Source organism: Streptomyces murinus (genome assembly GCF_002154555.1).
Taxonomy (GTDB): domain Bacteria; phylum Actinomycetota; class Actinomycetes; order Streptomycetales; family Streptomycetaceae; genus Streptomyces; species Streptomyces murinus.
Window position 1 is genome coordinate 1 of sequence record NZ_MUNF01000676.1, and the last position, 15,851, is coordinate 15,851.

General features: G+C 73.9%; 16 protein-coding genes. 11 read left to right on the plus strand and 5 right to left on the minus strand.

Annotated features, from left to right (window positions below):
- Window positions 1-36 precede the first annotated feature (36 nt).
- The 6 genes from CCN72_RS32765 to mug all read left to right on the plus strand — a co-directional run bounded on the left by CCN72_RS32765 (window position 37) and on the right by mug (window position 5,976).
- Window positions 37-501: a GNAT family N-acetyltransferase gene (locus tag CCN72_RS32765; protein WP_244174593.1), complete on the plus strand. Its 465-nt coding sequence runs from the start codon at window positions 37-39 to the stop codon at window positions 499-501.
- A 173-nt stretch (window positions 502-674) separates the two neighbouring features.
- Window positions 675-2,018 (plus strand): hemolysin family protein, encoded by a 1,344-nt coding sequence (locus tag CCN72_RS32770; protein ID WP_086811847.1) that lies wholly within the window; start codon window positions 675-677, stop codon window positions 2,016-2,018.
- Window positions 2,015-3,028 carry a hemolysin family protein gene (locus CCN72_RS32775; RefSeq protein WP_085562735.1) on the plus strand — a complete coding sequence of 338 codons (1,014 nt, stop codon included), beginning with the start codon at window positions 2,015-2,017 and terminating at the stop codon, window positions 3,026-3,028. Before CCN72_RS32770 ends, CCN72_RS32775 begins: the two co-directional genes overlap by 4 nt.
- Before the next feature lie 62 nt (window positions 3,029-3,090).
- Window positions 3,091-3,906 carry an SGNH/GDSL hydrolase family protein gene (locus CCN72_RS32780; RefSeq protein WP_086811849.1) on the plus strand — a complete coding sequence of 272 codons (816 nt, stop codon included), beginning with the start codon at window positions 3,091-3,093 and terminating at the stop codon, window positions 3,904-3,906.
- An 82-nt stretch (window positions 3,907-3,988) separates the two neighbouring features.
- A complete protein-coding gene (purB, locus tag CCN72_RS32785; RefSeq protein ID WP_086811851.1) occupies window positions 3,989-5,431 on the plus strand; it encodes an adenylosuccinate lyase in 1,443 nt (480 codons plus the stop codon).
- A 56-nt stretch (window positions 5,432-5,487) separates the two neighbouring features.
- Window positions 5,488-5,976 (plus strand): G/U mismatch-specific DNA glycosylase, encoded by a 489-nt coding sequence (mug, locus tag CCN72_RS32790; protein WP_244174594.1) that lies wholly within the window; start codon window positions 5,488-5,490, stop codon window positions 5,974-5,976.
- Window position 5,977: 1 nt separating this feature from the next.
- On the opposite strand, the gene CCN72_RS32795 is transcribed toward mug, so the two are convergent.
- Both CCN72_RS32795 and CCN72_RS32800 read right to left on the minus strand, forming a co-directional pair.
- A complete protein-coding gene (locus tag CCN72_RS32795) occupies window positions 5,978-6,694 on the minus strand; it encodes an ABC transporter permease (RefSeq protein ID WP_086811853.1) in 717 nt (238 codons plus the stop codon).
- Window positions 6,695-6,696: 2 nt separating this feature from the next.
- Window positions 6,697-7,617 carry an ABC transporter ATP-binding protein gene (locus tag CCN72_RS32800; protein WP_086811854.1) on the minus strand — a complete coding sequence of 307 codons (921 nt, stop codon included), beginning with the start codon at window positions 7,615-7,617 and terminating at the stop codon, window positions 6,697-6,699.
- A gap of 107 nt (window positions 7,618-7,724) precedes the next feature.
- Between CCN72_RS32800 and CCN72_RS32805 the strand changes: the two genes are divergently transcribed.
- The 3 genes from CCN72_RS32805 (at window position 7,725) to CCN72_RS32815 (ending at window position 10,815) form a co-directional block, all read left to right on the plus strand.
- Window positions 7,725-8,879 (plus strand): sensor histidine kinase, encoded by a 1,155-nt coding sequence (locus tag CCN72_RS32805; protein ID WP_086811856.1) that lies wholly within the window; start codon window positions 7,725-7,727, stop codon window positions 8,877-8,879.
- A 22-nt stretch (window positions 8,880-8,901) separates the two neighbouring features.
- Entirely contained in the window at window positions 8,902-9,561 is a 660-nt protein-coding gene (locus CCN72_RS32810; RefSeq protein ID WP_086811857.1) for a response regulator transcription factor, read from the plus strand.
- A gap of 96 nt (window positions 9,562-9,657) precedes the next feature.
- The gene (locus CCN72_RS32815) at window positions 9,658-10,815 is read left to right on the plus strand and encodes an ROK family transcriptional regulator (protein WP_086811859.1); all 1,158 of its coding nucleotides are present in this window, start codon (window positions 9,658-9,660) and stop codon (window positions 10,813-10,815) included.
- Between the two features lie 44 nt (window positions 10,816-10,859).
- On the opposite strand, the gene CCN72_RS32820 is transcribed toward CCN72_RS32815, so the two are convergent.
- From CCN72_RS32820 to CCN72_RS32830, 3 genes are all read right to left on the minus strand, one after another.
- Window positions 10,860-11,780, minus strand: coding sequence for an alpha/beta hydrolase (locus CCN72_RS32820; RefSeq protein ID WP_086811861.1), 921 nt, complete (start codon window positions 11,778-11,780; stop codon window positions 10,860-10,862).
- A gap of 236 nt (window positions 11,781-12,016) precedes the next feature.
- Window positions 12,017-12,778: a GntR family transcriptional regulator gene (locus tag CCN72_RS32825; protein WP_086811863.1), complete on the minus strand. Its 762-nt coding sequence runs from the start codon at window positions 12,776-12,778 to the stop codon at window positions 12,017-12,019.
- Window positions 12,779-13,018: 240 nt separating this feature from the next.
- Window positions 13,019-13,903: an RNA polymerase sigma-70 factor gene (locus tag CCN72_RS32830; protein ID WP_086811865.1), complete on the minus strand. Its 885-nt coding sequence runs from the start codon at window positions 13,901-13,903 to the stop codon at window positions 13,019-13,021.
- A 124-nt stretch (window positions 13,904-14,027) separates the two neighbouring features.
- On the opposite strand from CCN72_RS32830, the gene CCN72_RS32835 reads away from it, so the two are divergent.
- Together CCN72_RS32835 and CCN72_RS32840 are read left to right on the plus strand one after the other, a co-directional pair.
- Entirely contained in the window at window positions 14,028-14,681 is a 654-nt protein-coding gene (locus tag CCN72_RS32835; RefSeq protein ID WP_086811867.1) for an NADPH-dependent F420 reductase, read from the plus strand.
- 132 nt (window positions 14,682-14,813) lie between these two features.
- The gene (locus CCN72_RS32840; RefSeq protein ID WP_086811869.1) at window positions 14,814-15,665 is read left to right on the plus strand and encodes an alpha/beta fold hydrolase; all 852 of its coding nucleotides are present in this window, start codon (window positions 14,814-14,816) and stop codon (window positions 15,663-15,665) included.
- Window positions 15,666-15,851: the final 186 nt, after the last annotated feature.

The window sequence follows — 15,851 nt, forward strand, 5'->3', positions numbered from 1 at the left end:
CGGCGCGCGGGGCCCGGCCGCGATCAAGGTGGCCGCATGAACGAGCTGCCGATGAACGAGCTGCCGGACGAGCCGTCGGACGAACTGCGCCTGCGTCCCGCCGTACCCGATGACCTCGACGCCGTGCTCGCCTTCTGGCGGACGGCCGCCGAGGGCACCAGCATCAGCGACGACCGCGCCGGGGTAGAGCGCCTGCTGACCCTCGACCCACAGGCGCTGATCCTGGCCGAGCGGGGCGGTGAGCCGGTCGGCACCGTGATCGCGGGCTTCGACGGCTGGCGCTGCCATCTGTACCGGCTCGCGGTGGCTCCCGAGCGGCGGCGCCAGGGCGTCGCCACGGCCCTGCTGGCCGCCGCCGAGGAGCGTTTCGTGCGCCTCGGCGGGCGGCGCGCCGACGCGATGGTGCTGGTGCGCAATGAGCGGGCGCGGTACGCGTGGAGTGCGGCCGGGTACGCGCCCGAGGAGCGATGGCGGCGCTGGGTGAAGCCGCTCACCGCCTGAGGCCGAGGAGTTGTCCACAGGCTTCCCGGCGCTGCTTTGCCCATCCTTTACCCTGGAGGGAGTACTCGGTCCTCTGTGAAAGGTAGTGAGCGTCCACCCATGGGCGAGCCCCCCGGCCCGCGACACCGCGCGTCCCGCCGTTCCCCGTCCGATCATGGGACGGGGGTGACCCGATGACCGAAGTGCTGCTCCTTCTGGTGGCGATCCTGCTGTCGCTCGCCTGCGGCGCGTTCGTGGCCGCCGAGTTCTCGCTGACCACGGTCGAGCGCGGCGAGCTGGAGCGGGCCGTGCAGCGCGGCGAGCGGGGTGCCGCGGGCGCCCTGAAGGCCGTCCGGAACCTGACGTTCCAGCTGTCCGGCGCCCAGCTCGGCATCACCGTCACCAATCTGGTCGTCGGCATGCTCGCCGAGCCCTCGATCGCCAAGATGCTCGCCGGGCCGTTCCGCGCCATGGGCCTGTCCGGCGGCGCGGCGCAATCGGCGGCCCTGGTGCTCGGCACCGCGCTGTCCACGGTGTTCCTGATGGTCGTCGGCGAGCTGGTGCCCAAGAACTGGGCGATCTCCTCGCCGCTGGCCGTCGCCAAGCGGGTGGGCACCCCGCAGCGCTGGTTCAGCGCCGCCTTCCGGCCCTTCATCGCCCAGCTGAACAACACGGCCAACCACGTCGTACGCCGGCTCGGTCTCGAACCCGCCGAGGAGCTGGCCTCCGCGCGCGGGCCGCAGGAGCTGGCCGCGCTCGCCCGGCACTCCGCCAAGCAGGGCGCCCTGGAGGCGGACACCGCCGAACTGTTCGTACGGACGCTGAACCTGGCCGACCTGACCGCGGAGAACGTGATGACCCCGCGTGTCCAGGTCATCGCCCTGGAGGAGCAGGCGACCTGCGAGGACGTGGCGAACGCGACCCGGGCGACCGGCCTGTCCCGCTTCCCGGTCTTCCGCGGCAACCTCGACTCCGTCGTCGGCACCGTGCACATCAAGGACGTCCTCGCGGTGCCCGCCGAGCACCGCCGCCACCGCCGTATCTCGCATCTGATGCGGGAGCCGCTGCTGGTGCCCGAGTCCCTCACCGTCGACCGGCTCCTGGACCGGCTCTCCGGCCGCCGCACCATGGCCGTCGTCATAGACGAGTACGGCGGCACCGCGGGCGTGGCGACCCTTGAGGACATCGTCGAGGAGGTCGTCGGCGAGGTCCGCGACGAACACGACCCGCACGAGACGCCCGACCTCGCCCCGGCCGGCGCGGACGAGAGCGGCCGGGCCCTGTACTCGGCCGACGGCGCCGCCCGCACCGACCAGCTCGCGCGCGTCGGACTGCGGGTGCCCGACGGGCCGTACGAGACCCTGGCCGGTCTTGTCGCCACCGAGCTGGGCCGGATACCCGAGGTCGGCGACCGGGTCGAGATCGCGGGCTGGCGCCTGGACGTGGTGGACGCCTCCGGGCGGCGCGCCGCCCGGGTGCTGCTGCACGCGCCGCTGGACGACGAGCGCGGGGACAAGACGACGGAGGGGGCGCGATGATCGCCGTACAGCTGCTGATCGGTCTGGCCACCCTCGTGGTCAACGCGTTCTTCGTGGCCGGTGAGTTCGCGCTGATCTCGGTGCGCCGCTCGCAGATCGAGCCGCTCGCGCAGGAGGGCGACCGGCGGGCGAAGAGCGTGCTGTGGGGCCTGGAGCATGTCTCCGCGCTGCTGGCCGCCGCCCAGCTCGGCATCACGCTGTGCACCTTGGTCCTCGGTGTGGTCGCCGAGCCCGCCATCGCGCACCTGCTGGAGCCGGTGTTCCACGCGGTGGGCGTGCCGCTGGGCGTGGGCCATGTGGTGTCGTTCGTGATCGCGCTGACCCTGGCGACGTATCTGCACATGCTGCTGGGCGAGATGGTGCCCAAGAACATCTCGCTCGCGGAGCCGGTGCGGGCCGCGCTGCTGCTCGGGCCGCCGCTGGTCGCGCTGTCCCGGGCACTGCGCCCGGTGATCTTCACGGTGAACGCGTTCGCCAACGCGCTGCTGAAGCTGCTCCGGGTGGAGGCCAGGGGCGAGGTCGCGGCGACCTTCACCGACGCGCAGCTCGCCGAGATCGTCAAGGACGCCAGCGAGGCGGGCCTGATCGACGACCGGGCCCAGGAGCGGCTGCACGACGCCCTGGAGCTGGGCAGCCGCCCGGTGCGGGACGTCGTGGTGCCGCTGGAGCGCGTGGTGTACGCGCAGGTGGGCGTGACCCCGGAGCAGCTGGAGCGGCTGTCGGCCGAGTCGGGCTTCTCCCGGTTCCCGGTGGTCGACCCGGGGCGCCGTATCGTCGGGTATCTGCACGTCAAGGACGCGCTGGACGCCCTGCCCCAGGATCTGCCGTTCGAGCTGCGCGACATGCGGCCCATCGCCCGGGTGAAGGCGGACACCCCGCTGGACGACGTGCTCACCGCGATGCGCGGCAGCCGCAACCACGTGGCGGCCGTCCTCGGCGACGACGGGCGCCTCGCCGGGCTCGTGACCATGGAGGACGTGCTGCGGGAGCTGTTCGGACAGCCGGCCTGAGCGCGCCGGTTCCCCTGCCGACCGACCGCTGGGTATGGAGCCGGGATACCATCGCTGTCGCCATGCAGACGAATCCCACTTCTCCCCCGTACACCAGCCTGGTCGCGATCGGCGACTCCTTCACCGAGGGCATGTCGGACCTGCTGCCCGACGGCTCCTACCGGGGCTGGGCCGATGTGCTCGCCGCGCGGATGGCGGCGAGCGCCCCCGGCTTCCGGTACGCCAATCTCGCCGTGCGCGGCAAGCTGATCGGGCAGATCGTCGACGAGCAGGTGGACGCGGCCGCCGCCATGAACGCCGATGTGGTGACCCTGGTCGGCGGGCTCAACGACACCCTGCGGCCCAACTGCGACATGGGCAGGGTGCGCGGGCTGCTCACCGAGGCCGTGGAGCGGCTCGCCCCCTCCTGCGGGCGGCTGGTGCTGATGCGCAGCCCCGGCCGCCAGGGCCCGGTCCTTGAGCGGTTCCGGCCGCGCATGGAGGAGCTGTTCGCCACCGTGGACGAGCTGGCGGCCAAGCACGGCGCCCTCGTCGTCGACCTGTACGGCGCCCCCGCGCTCGCCGATCCCCGGCTGTGGGACGTGGACCGGCTGCATCTGACGGCCGACGGGCACCGCCGGGTGGCCGAGGCGGTCTGGCAGACGCTCGGCTACCCGCCCGAGGACACCGAGTGGCAGGTGCCGATGCCGGCCACCGCGCCGCCCGCCTGGCTCGACCGGCGGGTGGCGGACGTCCGCTTCGCCCGGCAGTACCTGCTGCCCTGGATAGGCAGGCGGCTGACCGGCCGCTCCTCCGGGGACGGCCTGCCGGCCAAGCGCCCGCAGCTGCTGCCGTACGAGACACCCGAGGTCCGCGAGGCGTACGAGGGCCGGGCGTGACGGGGGGCGGCGCGCTCTCGTAGCTTCCGACGAACGGGGGCGTGGCGCTGGCCTGCACAAACCGCCAGTAGACTCTGGACACGTGACTTCAGCGCCCGCCAAGCCCCGCATCCCGAACGTCCTCGCCGGACGCTACGCCTCCGCCGAGCTCGCCACGCTCTGGTCGCCCGAGCAGAAGGTGAAACTGGAGCGGCAGCTCTGGCTCGCCGTGCTGCGGGCCCAGAAGGACCTCGGCATCGAGGTGCCGGACGAGGCGATCGCCGACTACGAGCGTGTCCTCGACACCGTCGACCTGGCCTCGATCGCCGAGCGCGAGAAGGTCACCCGGCACGATGTGAAGGCGCGGATCGAGGAGTTCAACGCCCTCGCCGGGCACGAGCATGTGCACAAGGGCATGACCTCCCGTGACCTCACGGAGAACGTCGAGCAGCTCCAGATCCGGCTCTCCCTTGAGCTGATGCGCGACCGCAGCGTGTCCGTCCTCGCCCGCCTGGGCAAGCTGGCCGGCGAGTACGCCGAGCTGGTCATGGCCGGCCGCTCGCACAACGTGGCCGCGCAGGCCACCACCCTCGGCAAGCGCTTCGCGACCGCCGCCGACGAGCTGCTCGTGGCCTACGGCCGCGTCGAGGAGCTGCTCGCCCGCTACCCGCTGCGCGGCATCAAGGGCCCAGTGGGCACCGCGCAGGACATGCTGGACCTGCTGGGCGGCGACGCGGCCAAGCTCGCCGAGCTGGAGCAGCGGATCGCCGTCCACCTGGGCTTCTCCCAGGCGTTCACCTCGGTCGGCCAGGTCTACCCGCGCTCGCTGGACTACGAGGCCGTCACCGCGCTGGTGCAGCTGGCGGCGGCGCCGTCCTCGCTGGCCAAGACGATCCGGCTGATGGCCGGCAACGAGCTGGTCACCGAGGGCTTCAAACCGGGCCAGGTCGGCTCCTCGGCGATGCCGCACAAGATGAACACCCGCTCCTGCGAGCGCGTCAACGGCCTGATGGTGATCCTGCGCGGCTACGCCTCGATGACCGGCGAGCTGGCGGGCGACCAGTGGAACGAGGGCGACGTGTCCTGCTCCGTGGTGCGCCGCGTCGCGCTCCCGGACGCGTTCTTCGCGCTGGACGGCCTGCTGGAGACCTTCCTGACCGTGCTCGACGAGTTCGGCGCGTTCCCGGCGGTCATCGCCCGTGAGCTGGACCGCTACCTGCCGTTCCTCGCCACCACCAAGGTGCTGATGGGCGCGGTGCGCGCCGGGGTCGGCCGCGAGGTCGCGCACGAGGCGATCAAGGAGAACGCCGTCGCCACCGCCCTCGCCATGCGCGAGCAGGGCGCCGAGCGCAACGATCTGCTGGACAAGCTCGCCGCCGATGAGCGGCTGCCGCTGGACCGTGACCAGCTGGCCGCGCTGATGGCCGACAAGCTGTCCTTCACGGGCGCCGCGGCCGACCAGGTCGGCGTGGTCGTCGGCCGGATCGAGGAGATCGTCAAGCAGCGCCCGGAGGCCGCCGGCTACACCCCCGGAGCGATCCTCTGACTCCGCGTCTTTCGAAGGCGGACCTGGAGGCCGCCCGCGACCGTCTCGTCCCGGACGTGGTCGCGGGCGGCCTCCGGGTGCTCTTCTGCGGCATCAACCCGGGCCTGATGACGGCGGCCACCGGCCACCACTTCGCCCGGCCCGGGAACCGGTTCTGGCCGGTGCTGCACCTGTCCGGCTTCACCCCGCGACGGCTGGAACCGGCCGAGCAGCAGGACCTGTTGTCGTACGGCCTCGGCATCACCAATGTCGTGGCCCGCGCCACCGCCCGGGCGGACGAGCTGACCGCCGAGGAGTACACCGAGGGCGGCCGGCTGCTGACCGAGAAGGTACGGCAGCTTGCGCCGCGCTGGCTCGCCGTGGTCGGTGTGACCGCCTACCGCGCCGCCTTCGCCGACCGCACCGCCCGGATCGGCCCCCAGCAGCGCACCATCGGCGGCACCCGGATCTGGGTTCTCCCCAACCCCAGTGGTCTCAACGCCCATTGGACGGCGGCGACGATGGCGGAGGAGTACGGGCGGCTGCGGCTGGCGGCCGCGGACTGACTCAGGCGTCCCTGCGGCTCACCGACCACATCCCCGCCAGCAGCGCCGCCGCCGTCCACAGGGCGCACACCGCGAGCCCTGTCCAGGGGCCGAGGGGGCCGTCCCAGGTGCTGTGCAGGGCGACCTGGCCCGCGCGGTCGGGGAGGAAGTCGGCGACGCCCGAGGACATGTCGCCGATCACGAAGGACACGATCAGCAGGAACGGGATCAGGATCGAGAGGGTCGCGACACCGCTGCGCAGTACGGCGGTGAGGCCCGCGGCGAACAGGGCCATCAGGGTGAGCTGGAGGGCGCAGCCGACGGCGCCGCGCAGCCCCTCGGCCCAGGTCGGGCCGTCGGCCCCGAGGACGGCCTTGCCGACCAGGAGGGTCACCGCTCCCGTGAGCAGTCCGACGGCGAGCGCGGGCAGGGCGATCGCGGCGGCCTTGGCAGCGAACCAGCGGGGCCGGTCCGGGGTGGCCGCCAGGGTCAGCCGCAGCGCCCCGCCCCGGAACTCCGCCGCCACGGCCGTCGTACCGAAGGCGAGCGCGGCGATCTGCCCGAAGCTGATGCCGAAGAACGCCGAGAACAGCGGGTCGGGGTCGTTCTCGTCGGGGGAGGCCGAGGCGAGCGCGGAGAAGGCGGCCGTGACGAGGACGACCGCGGCCAGCGAGCCGATGAGCGAGCGCAGGGTGCGGATCTTGATCAGCTCGGCGTGGAGAACCGGGACGAACGGCATGGTCAGGCCTCCTGGGGCTGGGCGGTGAACTCGGCTTCGATGGCGGTCAGATCGAGGTACGCCTGCTCCAAGGTGCCCTCACGGGCGGCAAGTTCGAGTACGGGCATGCCTTCCTGGGCGAGCAGGTGGCCGAGTTCCTCGGCGCGGGTGTGCCGTACCGTCCAGGCGCCGTCCGGGTGCCGTACGGCGTCGTGGCCGTGCCGGGTGAGCAGTTCGCCGAGCGCGGCCGCGTCGGAGCTGCGGACCCTGACCTCGGGCTGGACGCGGGCGTCGATGAACTCCCGCACGGGGGTGTCGGCGAGGAGGCGGCCGCGGCCGAGGATCACCAGGTGGTCGGCGAAGGAGGCGGTCTCGTTCATCAGATGGCTGGAGACCAGGACGGTACGGCCGTCGGCGGCGAGGTCGCGCAGCAGGGTGCGGATCCAGACGATGCCCTCGGGGTCGAGGCCGTTGGCGGGCTCGTCCAGCAGGATCACCTCGGGGTCGCCGAGCAGGGCCGCGGCGATGCCGAGCCGCTGGCGCATGCCGAGCGAGTAGGTGCCCACCCGGCGCCGGGCCACCTCGGCGAGACCGGTCTGTTCGAGGACCGCGTCGACGCGGGTGCCGGGGATGCGGTTGCTCGCCGCGAGGGCCCGCAGCTGGTCGCGGGCACTGCGGGAGCGGTGCGCGGCCCCGGCGTCCAGCAGGGCGCCCACCCGGCGCAGCGGCTCGCGCAGCGCGGCGTACGGCCGGCCGCCGATGGTGGCGGTGCCCGCGGTGGGGCGGTCGAGGCCGAGGACGAGGCGCATGGTGGTGGACTTGCCCGCGCCGTTGGGGCCGAGGAAGCCGGTGACACGGCCGGGGCGGACGCTGAAGCCCAGACCGTCCACGGCCCGTCTGGTGCCGTACTCCTTGGTGAGGTCGTGTACGTCGATGCTGGTCATGGCTTCAGCCTGGCGGGGCACGGGAGTTGACGCCTCCCCCGCCGGTGGGGATCGTCTCCCCCGCGCGGGGGAGGTCCGTTGTCAGTGGGGGGTGCGACGATGTGCCCATGGTCCGCTTCCTGCGCCCGTTGCTGCGCGGGACGACGTACACACGGCTGCTGCATCTGTGGGTGCCGATGCTGATGGAGAGTCTGTGGCTCTTCATCGACCCCGAGCGTCCCTGGGTGCCCGCCCTGGTGCTCGTCCCGCTCGGGCTGCTGCCCGCCGTCCGCCGGGGCGAGGGGGTGCAGGCGCGGTTGATGCTGACACCCGACGTGCCGGAGTCCGGCATATCCGAGGCCCCGGCGGCGAGTCGGCGGGACCGGCTGCGCACGGTGGCCTGGCTGGAGCTGCGCTGGGTGCTCGGCTGGGTGACCTGCTTCGCCACGGTGTTCTCGCTCGTCACCGCGGTAGAGCTGGCGGGCTGCGCGTGGGGGCACGCGCCGTCCGGGATGCCGCTGCTGGACCGGCTGTCACCGGCGCCCGTCTGGGCCCTGCTGTCACCGCTCCCGCTGCTCGCCCTGTACGGCGCGGTGGTCGGTCTGGGCGCGCTGGTCACGGCGTGCGCGCGCCGGCTGCTCGGGCCGTCGGCCGCCGAGCGGCTGGCCGCGCTGGAGGAGCGCACCGAGCGGCTGCTCGAACGGACCCGGATCGCACGGGAGTTGCACGACTCCATCGGGCACGCGCTGACGGTGGCCGTGGTGCAGGCGGGTGCGGCGCGCGCGGCGGGCGATCCGGAGTTCACCGACCGGGCGCTCGGCGCGATCGAGGAGACCGGTCGGGCCGCGCTCGCCGATCTGGAGCGGGTGCTGGGGGTGCTGCGCGAGGCCGAGCGGCCCGCGAGCGCCCGGCCCACGCTGGCCGACGCGGACCGGCTGCTGGAGTCGGCGCGGGCCTCGGGGGCGACGGTGGACGCCGATGTGTCGGGGCCGGTCGCGGCGGTGCCGGGGCCGGTGTCCCGCGAGGGCTACCGCATCCTCCAGGAGTCGCTGACGAATGTGCTGCGGCACGCGGGCGCCGTACCCGTGCGGGTCCGGGTCGCGGTCACCGACGACCGGCTGCTGCTCCGGGTGCGCAACGCGCTGCCGGAGCCGATACCCGGCCCCGGCCGGGGCAGCGGGCTGCGCGGGATACGGGAGCGCGCCGCCCTGCTCGGCGGCACCGCGCACACCGGCCCGGAGCGGGACGAATGGCTGGTCCGGGTCGAACTGCCGCTGGGCTGAGGGCCCTCGGTAGGCTGGCCGGATGCCGGTCACCGTACTCCTCGTCGACGACGAACCACTGGTCCGCGCGGGGCTGCGGGCCGTGCTCGGGGCGCAGCCCGACATCGAGGTGGTGGGCGAGGCGGCGGACGGCGCGGCGGTGATCCCGCTGGTACGGCGGCTGCGGCCCGATGTCGTGGCCATGGATGTGCGGATGCCGCTGCTGGACGGCATCGAGGCCACCCGCGCGGTGCTGCGCACGGTCGCCGACCCGCCGAAGATCCTTGTGGTGACCACCTTCGAGGACGACGAGTACGTGTACGAGGCGCTGCGCGCGGGCGCCGACGGGTTCCTGCTGAAGCGGGCCCGGCCCGCCGAGATCGTGCACGCGGTACGGCTGGTCGCGGCGGGCGAGTCACTGCTGTTTCCGGCCTCGGTACGACGGCTCGCCGAGCGGTACGGCGACGGCGGAGGGCGGCCCGCGCGGTCCGTCCTTCAGCGGGCGCGGCTGACCGAGCGGGAGGCGGAGGTGCTGCGGCTGATGGCGCGCGGGCTGTCCAACGCGGAGATCGCCGCCGGTCTCGTGGTGGGCGCGGAGACGGTCAAGTCGCATGTGAGCGCCGTACTGGCCAAGCTCGGGGCGCGCGACCGCACGCAGGCGGTGATCGCGGCGTACGAGTCGGGGTTCGTGGAGCCGCGCTGAGCCGGCCGCCGCGCTCCGGTCGAACCCGGCGCTCGCCGGGGCGGTGCGGGACGAGTACGATCCGGCCAACACGCCCGCGAGCTGGGAGGACCGACGGTGGGCCAGCTGACCGGCGGCGATCCCTCGCTGCTGCGAAGGATCAATTCCGCGGTGGTGCTGCATGCGCTGCGGGCCACGGACTGTGCGACGCTCACCGAGATCGCGCGGGTCACCGGGCTGTCCCGGCCCACGGTCGAGGGCGTGGTGGAGGGCCTGATCGAGGCGGGGCTCGTGGTGGAGCGGGCCGCCGACGAGGGGATCGCGCGCCGCCAGGGGCGGCCGGCCCGCCGGTTCCGGTTCCGGGCCGAGGCGGGGCATCTGCTGGGCCTGGAGATCGGCCCGCACCGGGTCGCGGCGCTGCTGTCCGACCTGGACGGGCGGGTGCTGGGCCGGCAGGCCAAGGAGGTCACCGAGACCGCGTCGGCGGACGAGCGCCTGGACCGGCTGCGGGGCACGGTGGCCGAGTTGCTGCGGCGCTGCGGGGTCCCGCGGGACTCGCTGCGCGCGGTGGGCGTGGGCACGCCCGGCATCGTGGCGGCGGACGGCACGGTCCGGCTCAGCACGGCGCTGCCGCAGTGGACGGGCCTGAACCTCGGTGAGCGGCTGAGCCGTTCCTTCAAGTGTCCGGTGCTGGTGGAGAACGACGCCAACGCGGCGGCGGTCGCCGAGCACTGGAAGGGCGCGGCGGACGAGACCGACGATGTGGTGTTCGTGCTGGCCGGGCTGAGCCCCGGGGCGGGCTCGCTGATCGGCGGCCGGCTGCACCGCGGCTTCGGCGGGGCGGCGGGCGAGATCGGGGCGCTGCATCTGCTGGGCCGGGAGGCCACCCCGGAGACGCTGCTGTCCACCACCGACGAGCCGTTGCACCCGCTGGACGAGCAGGCGGTGGCCCAGGTGTTCGCGCTGGCGCGGGAGGGCGATCTGCGGGCGCGGGCGGCCGTGGAGCGGTTCATCCAGCGGCTGGTGCACGATGTGGCCGCGCTGGTGCTGGCACTCGACCCGGAATTGGTCGTGGTCGGCGGCTGGGCGGCCGGCCTGGACGGCGTCCTGGAACCGCTGCGCCGCGAACTGGCCCGCTACTGCCTGCGGCCGCCCCGGGTGGCGCTGTCCGCGCTGGGCGGGGCGGCCGTGGCCACGGGGGCGCTGCGGCTGGCCCTGGACCATGTGGAGGAGCAGCTGTTCGCGGTGGACGGCACGGTGACGGCGCGCCGCTGACGGCACTCGGAGCAGGACGCGTGCGCCGCGCGGGACTTCGCCCGCTACGGTGCCGGGACGCCCGCCTCGGCCAGCAGTTGGTCCGCCACGAGCCGGGCGCCGGCGTCGCCGACGAGGATCGTGTAGTGGTTGGTGCCGGGGACGCGGCGGGTGCGGACCCGCTCGGGGTCGAGCTTCGCGGCGGCGAGCCGGTCGTCGTCGTACAGGCCCTGCGGCTCGTCCATCAGGCCGCGTTCCGCCCAGAGCAGCCGGGCGGGCAGCGGCAGCCGGTGGATCGCTTCGGCCACCTCGCCGCCGAGCTGGTCGATGCCGTCGACGCGGACCGCCTCCAGCGCGCAGGAGGAGCGCAACTCGGGTTCCTCGCCGATGAGATCGCGCTGGATGTAGGCGTCCACCCAGGGCGACCAGGCGGCGGCGAAGCCCGGGTGCCGCTGCCAGAACGCACGGTAGGCGGCCCGGTCCTCGAAGGTCATGGACAGCCGGGCCATGGCCGGGCCGAGTACGGCGGCGATCAGCTCGTCGGGCTCCAGTTCGGCCGGCACCGGGAAGGTCACGCCGCCGTCGACGAGCAGCAGCGCGGAGGGCAGGCCGGGGTGGCGTACGGCGGTCAGCGCGGCGGTGAAGGCGCCCATGGAGTGGCCGGTGAGCACCACGGGGCCGGGCGCCAGCCGTGCGGCCACGGCGGCCATGTCGTCGGCGTGCGCGGCGATGCCGTACGGGCCGGGCAGGTCGCCGCTGCGGGCCCGGCCGCGCAGGTCGGGGGCGAGCAGGGTGACGCGGCCGGCGAGGTGGTGGGCGACCCGGGCCCAGGACAGGCCGTTGGCGGTGATGCCGTGCAGGGCCAGCACCACGGGGGCGCCGGGGTCGGCGGCGGGCCAGCGCAGTACGGCCAGATCGCCGCCGTGCACGGGGACGCGCAGCTCCTCGTGCGCCGGTACCTCTGCCGCGGGCTGGATACGGCTCATGGCGGAACGGCCTCCTCGCGGTGCGTGGTCGCCGGGATCAGCGGGGCGTGGTCGCCGGAATCATAGGAGCGTCGCACGGCCGGCCGACATGGTGCCGACCACGGCTGCCCCGCACCGGCGCATGGTGCCGACCGCCACTCCCCCGCACCGGACCAACCGGCGTACGCCCCGGTGGAGTTCCGGGGCGCATGGAGGCCGATCGAGGGGTGGGCGAGCCAGGCGGGCCGCGGCGTGGTTCAGGAGGCGCGCTGGGCGGGGTCGTGGTGGATCTCCACGCCCGCGCTGTCGCCGAAGGTCAGCCGGCAGGTGTCGGCGCGGTAGGTCGCCACGGAGAGGGCGGCGGTGCGGCCCTGGGCGGTGAAGCGGGTGGTGACGACCAGGACGGGCGAGCCGGGCAGCCGGTCCAGCTCCCGGGCGTCGTCGGCGCGGGCCGAGCCCAGTTCGACGGCGCGGTCCTGGCCCTCCAGGTCCAGATGGTGCAGCTCCCGCAGCACCGCACGCGCGCGGGCCGCGCCGGAGGGCGCGTCGATCGCGGTGAGGCCGGGCACCGAGGCGGCCGGGATGTGCAGGAGTTCGGTGGCGACCAGCTGTCCGCCGGACATCCGGGAGCGGCGCACGGTGTGCACGGGCTCGTCCGCGCCGGTCTCCAGGGCGGCGGCGACGGCCGCGGCCGGAATCTCCTGGACGCAGTCGACGGCCTGCCAGGCGTCCCCGGCGGCGCCGGGCCAGGCGTGCTGCTCGCCGCCGACGGCCACACCCACGCGCGGCGGCGCGACGGTGGTGCCGACGCCACGGCGGCGCTGCAACCGGCCCTCCAGCTCCAGCTGTTCGAGGGCCTGACGGAGCGTCGCGCGGGCCACGCCGAAGCGGGCGGCCAGATCGCGCTCATTGGGCAGGATCTCGCCGACCGAGAACTCGGAGTCGAGCGCCTCGCTGAGCACGGTCCTGAGATGCCAGTACTTCGGTTCCTGCACCGAATCCAGCTGCGTGGTCCCCACCCTGTCCTCCGCAAGAGCCGTGGTGCGGCGGTTTTTAGCGCCCTTGTTTATTAAAGGTTGTTGCACTTCTCTGCCGACCATAGGGCGGCCGACACCCTTGGTCAAGACCAATCCTCGTTCCCTGGGCGAACACGGAGGAGGGCCGCAGCGGAGCGTTCACGAGGCGTTCGTACGCGGTGATCCCGGTGACATCACGGCAAAGCCCCCGCCGCGGGACGGGGGCTCGGTTCCGCATGCGGTTCAGTGCTCGGCCAGGTGGCGCAGCTTGTCGGGGTTGCGCTGGATGTAGACCGAGGTCACCCGGCCTTCCCCGGCGTCCAGTTGGAAGAGGCTGTCGGGTTTGCCGCCGGACAGGACCAGGACGGCCGGGCCGCCGTTGACCTCCAGCATCCGCAGCGTGGCCTCGGATCCCACGGTGGGCGCCACGGCGGCCAGGAAACGGGCCACCTTGTCGGCGCTGTGCATGATCCGCAGGGCCGCCTTGACCTGGCCGCCGCCGTCGGAGACCAGCCGTACGTCCGGGGCGAGCACCGACATCAGCCCGTCCAGATCGCCCCCGGACGCGGCGACGAGGAAACGCTCCGTCAGCTCGCGCCGCCGGCCGGGATCGACGTCGTAGCGCGGCCGCCGCTCCTCCACATGCCGGCGGGCCCGTCCGGCGAGTTGCCGTACCGCGGGTTCGCCTCGGTCGAGCAGGGCGGCGATCTCGGCGAACGGGAAGCCGAACGCCTCGCGCAGCACGAACACGGCGCGTTCCAGGGGCGACAGCGTCTCCAGGACGACGAGGACGGCCAGGGAGACGGTGTCGGCGAGCACGGCCCGGTCGGCGGCGTCGGGGGCGGCCTCGCCGTACTCGGTGACGTACGGCTCCGGCAGCCACGGTCCGACGTACGACTCGGCGCGCGACTGCGCCTGGCGCAGCCGGTCGATGGCCAGTCGGGTGGTGATCCGCACCAGATAGGCGCGGGGTTCGCGGACCTCCGTGCGCTCGGCGCGGGACCAGCGCAGCCAGGCGTCCTGGACCACGTCCTCGGCGTCGGCGACCCGGCCCAGCATGCGGTAGGCGACGCCGGTGAGCAGGGTCCGGTGCTCCTCGAAGACGTCGGTCGCGGGGTCGGCGGTCATGTCCTCATCCCATCCGACACGCCCCGGCGCTGTCCACTCGGAATCTGGCCGCTCGCGAACGTGCCGGATCACAATGACCGCGCGGACCGCCGGGGGCCGGCGGCCGGTGAGCCGGAGGTGTGCGATGCGGTACGGGGTGCTGGGCACGGGCGAGGTGGGGCGGACGCTGGCGGGGCGGTTGGTGGAGCTGGGGCACGAGGTGACCCTTGGGTCGCGCACCGCGGACAACCCGGTGGCGCGGGAGTGGGCGACGGCGGTGGCCGGGCGGGCGCACGCGGGGACGTTCGCGCAGGCCGCGGCGGCGGGCGAGGCGGTGATCAACGCGGTGAGCGGGCGGGTGGCGCTGGACGCGCTGCGGGCGGTAGGCGCCGCGCACCTGGACGGCAAGATCCTGGTCGACGTCTGCAACCCGCTGTCCTTCGAGGGCGGGCTGCCCCGGCTCGACCCGGTGGAGTCGGACAGCATGGGCGAGCGGATCCAGCGGGCGTTTCCCGGGGCTCGGGTGGTCAAGGCGCTGAACACCGTCAACGTCAGGGTGATGGTGGATCCGGGGCGGGTGCCGGGCGGGCATCATCTGTTCGTGTGCGGGCAGGACACACGCGCGAAGGAACGGGTGACGGCGTGGCTGGGCGACTTCGGGTGGCCGGCCGCGCGGGTGCTGGATCTCGGGGGTATCGCGGCGGCGCGGGCCATGGAGATGTATCTGCCGCTGTGGTTGCAGATGTCGCGGGTGTTCGGGCACGCGGACTTCAACATCGAGGTGCGGCAGGCGGGTTGACGTCGGTACGGGTCCGGGTCCACGCCCCGGCCCACCGTGTCGGTCATGGCCCGCACCCCGGGGCTACCCGTCGGTAGTAATTGCTGACAAGCTGTCTACGGCGTCCGTCAGCAGTCGAGCCGAGGAGCACCCATGTCCGCCACCGCCTCCTTCACCGTCCCGACCCCGCGCGGCCCCGAGGACGTGGCCGTGTCCTACGCGCGCATGGGGCGCGGCGAGCCGCTGGTCCTGCTGCACGGCATCGGGCACCACCGGCAGGCCTGGGACCCGGTGGTGGACATCCTCGCCACCGAGCGCGAGGTATTCGCGGTCGACCTGCCCGGATTCGGCGCCTCCCCCGCACTGCCGCCCGCCCTCGCCTACGACCTGCCCACGACCAACGCCGTACTGGGCGCCCTGTTCGAGACGCTGGAGCTGGACCGCCCGCACATCGCGGGCAACTCGCTGGGCGGCCTGCTCGCGCTGGAGCTGGGGCGCGAGAAGCTCGTACGGTCCGTCACCGCCCTGTCCCCCGCCGGGTTCTGGACCGAGGCCGAGCGGCGGTACGCCTTCGCGACGCTGCTGGCGATGCGGGGGATCGCGCAGCGGCTGCCGGTGCCCGTGGTGGAGCGGCTCAGCCGCAGTACGGCGGGCCGCACCGCGCTGATGAGCACCATCTACGCCCGCCCCGCCCGTCGGGACCCCGCGGCCGTGGTGGCCGAGACCCGGGCGCTGGTGGAGGCGACGGGCTTCACGGCGACCCTGCGGTCCGGCAACGCCGTCCGCTTCACCGATCCGCTGCCCGGACTGCCGGTCACGGTCGCCTGGGGCAGCAGGGACCGCCTCCTCCTGCGCCGCCAGGGCGTCCGCGCCAAGCAGACCATCCCGCACGCCCGCCTGATCCGCCTGCCCGGCTGCGGACACTGCCCGATGAACGACGATCCGGCGCTGGTGGCACGGGTGATCCTGGACGGGAGCCGGGAGGACTCCCCGAGGGAGGGCTAGGGCCTGTCTGACAATTCCCGTCGTCGCCCGGAGGGCGGCCGCGCGGCGTCAGGTGCGTGCTCTCGGGGTGCCGGGCGTAGGCCCTCGTACTGGACGTACTTGGGTCTGCGCCCGGTGCCGCGAGAGTGCGTGCATGGCGTCGCGCGGCAGACGGGAATTGTCAGACAGGCCCTAGGTGTATTGGCC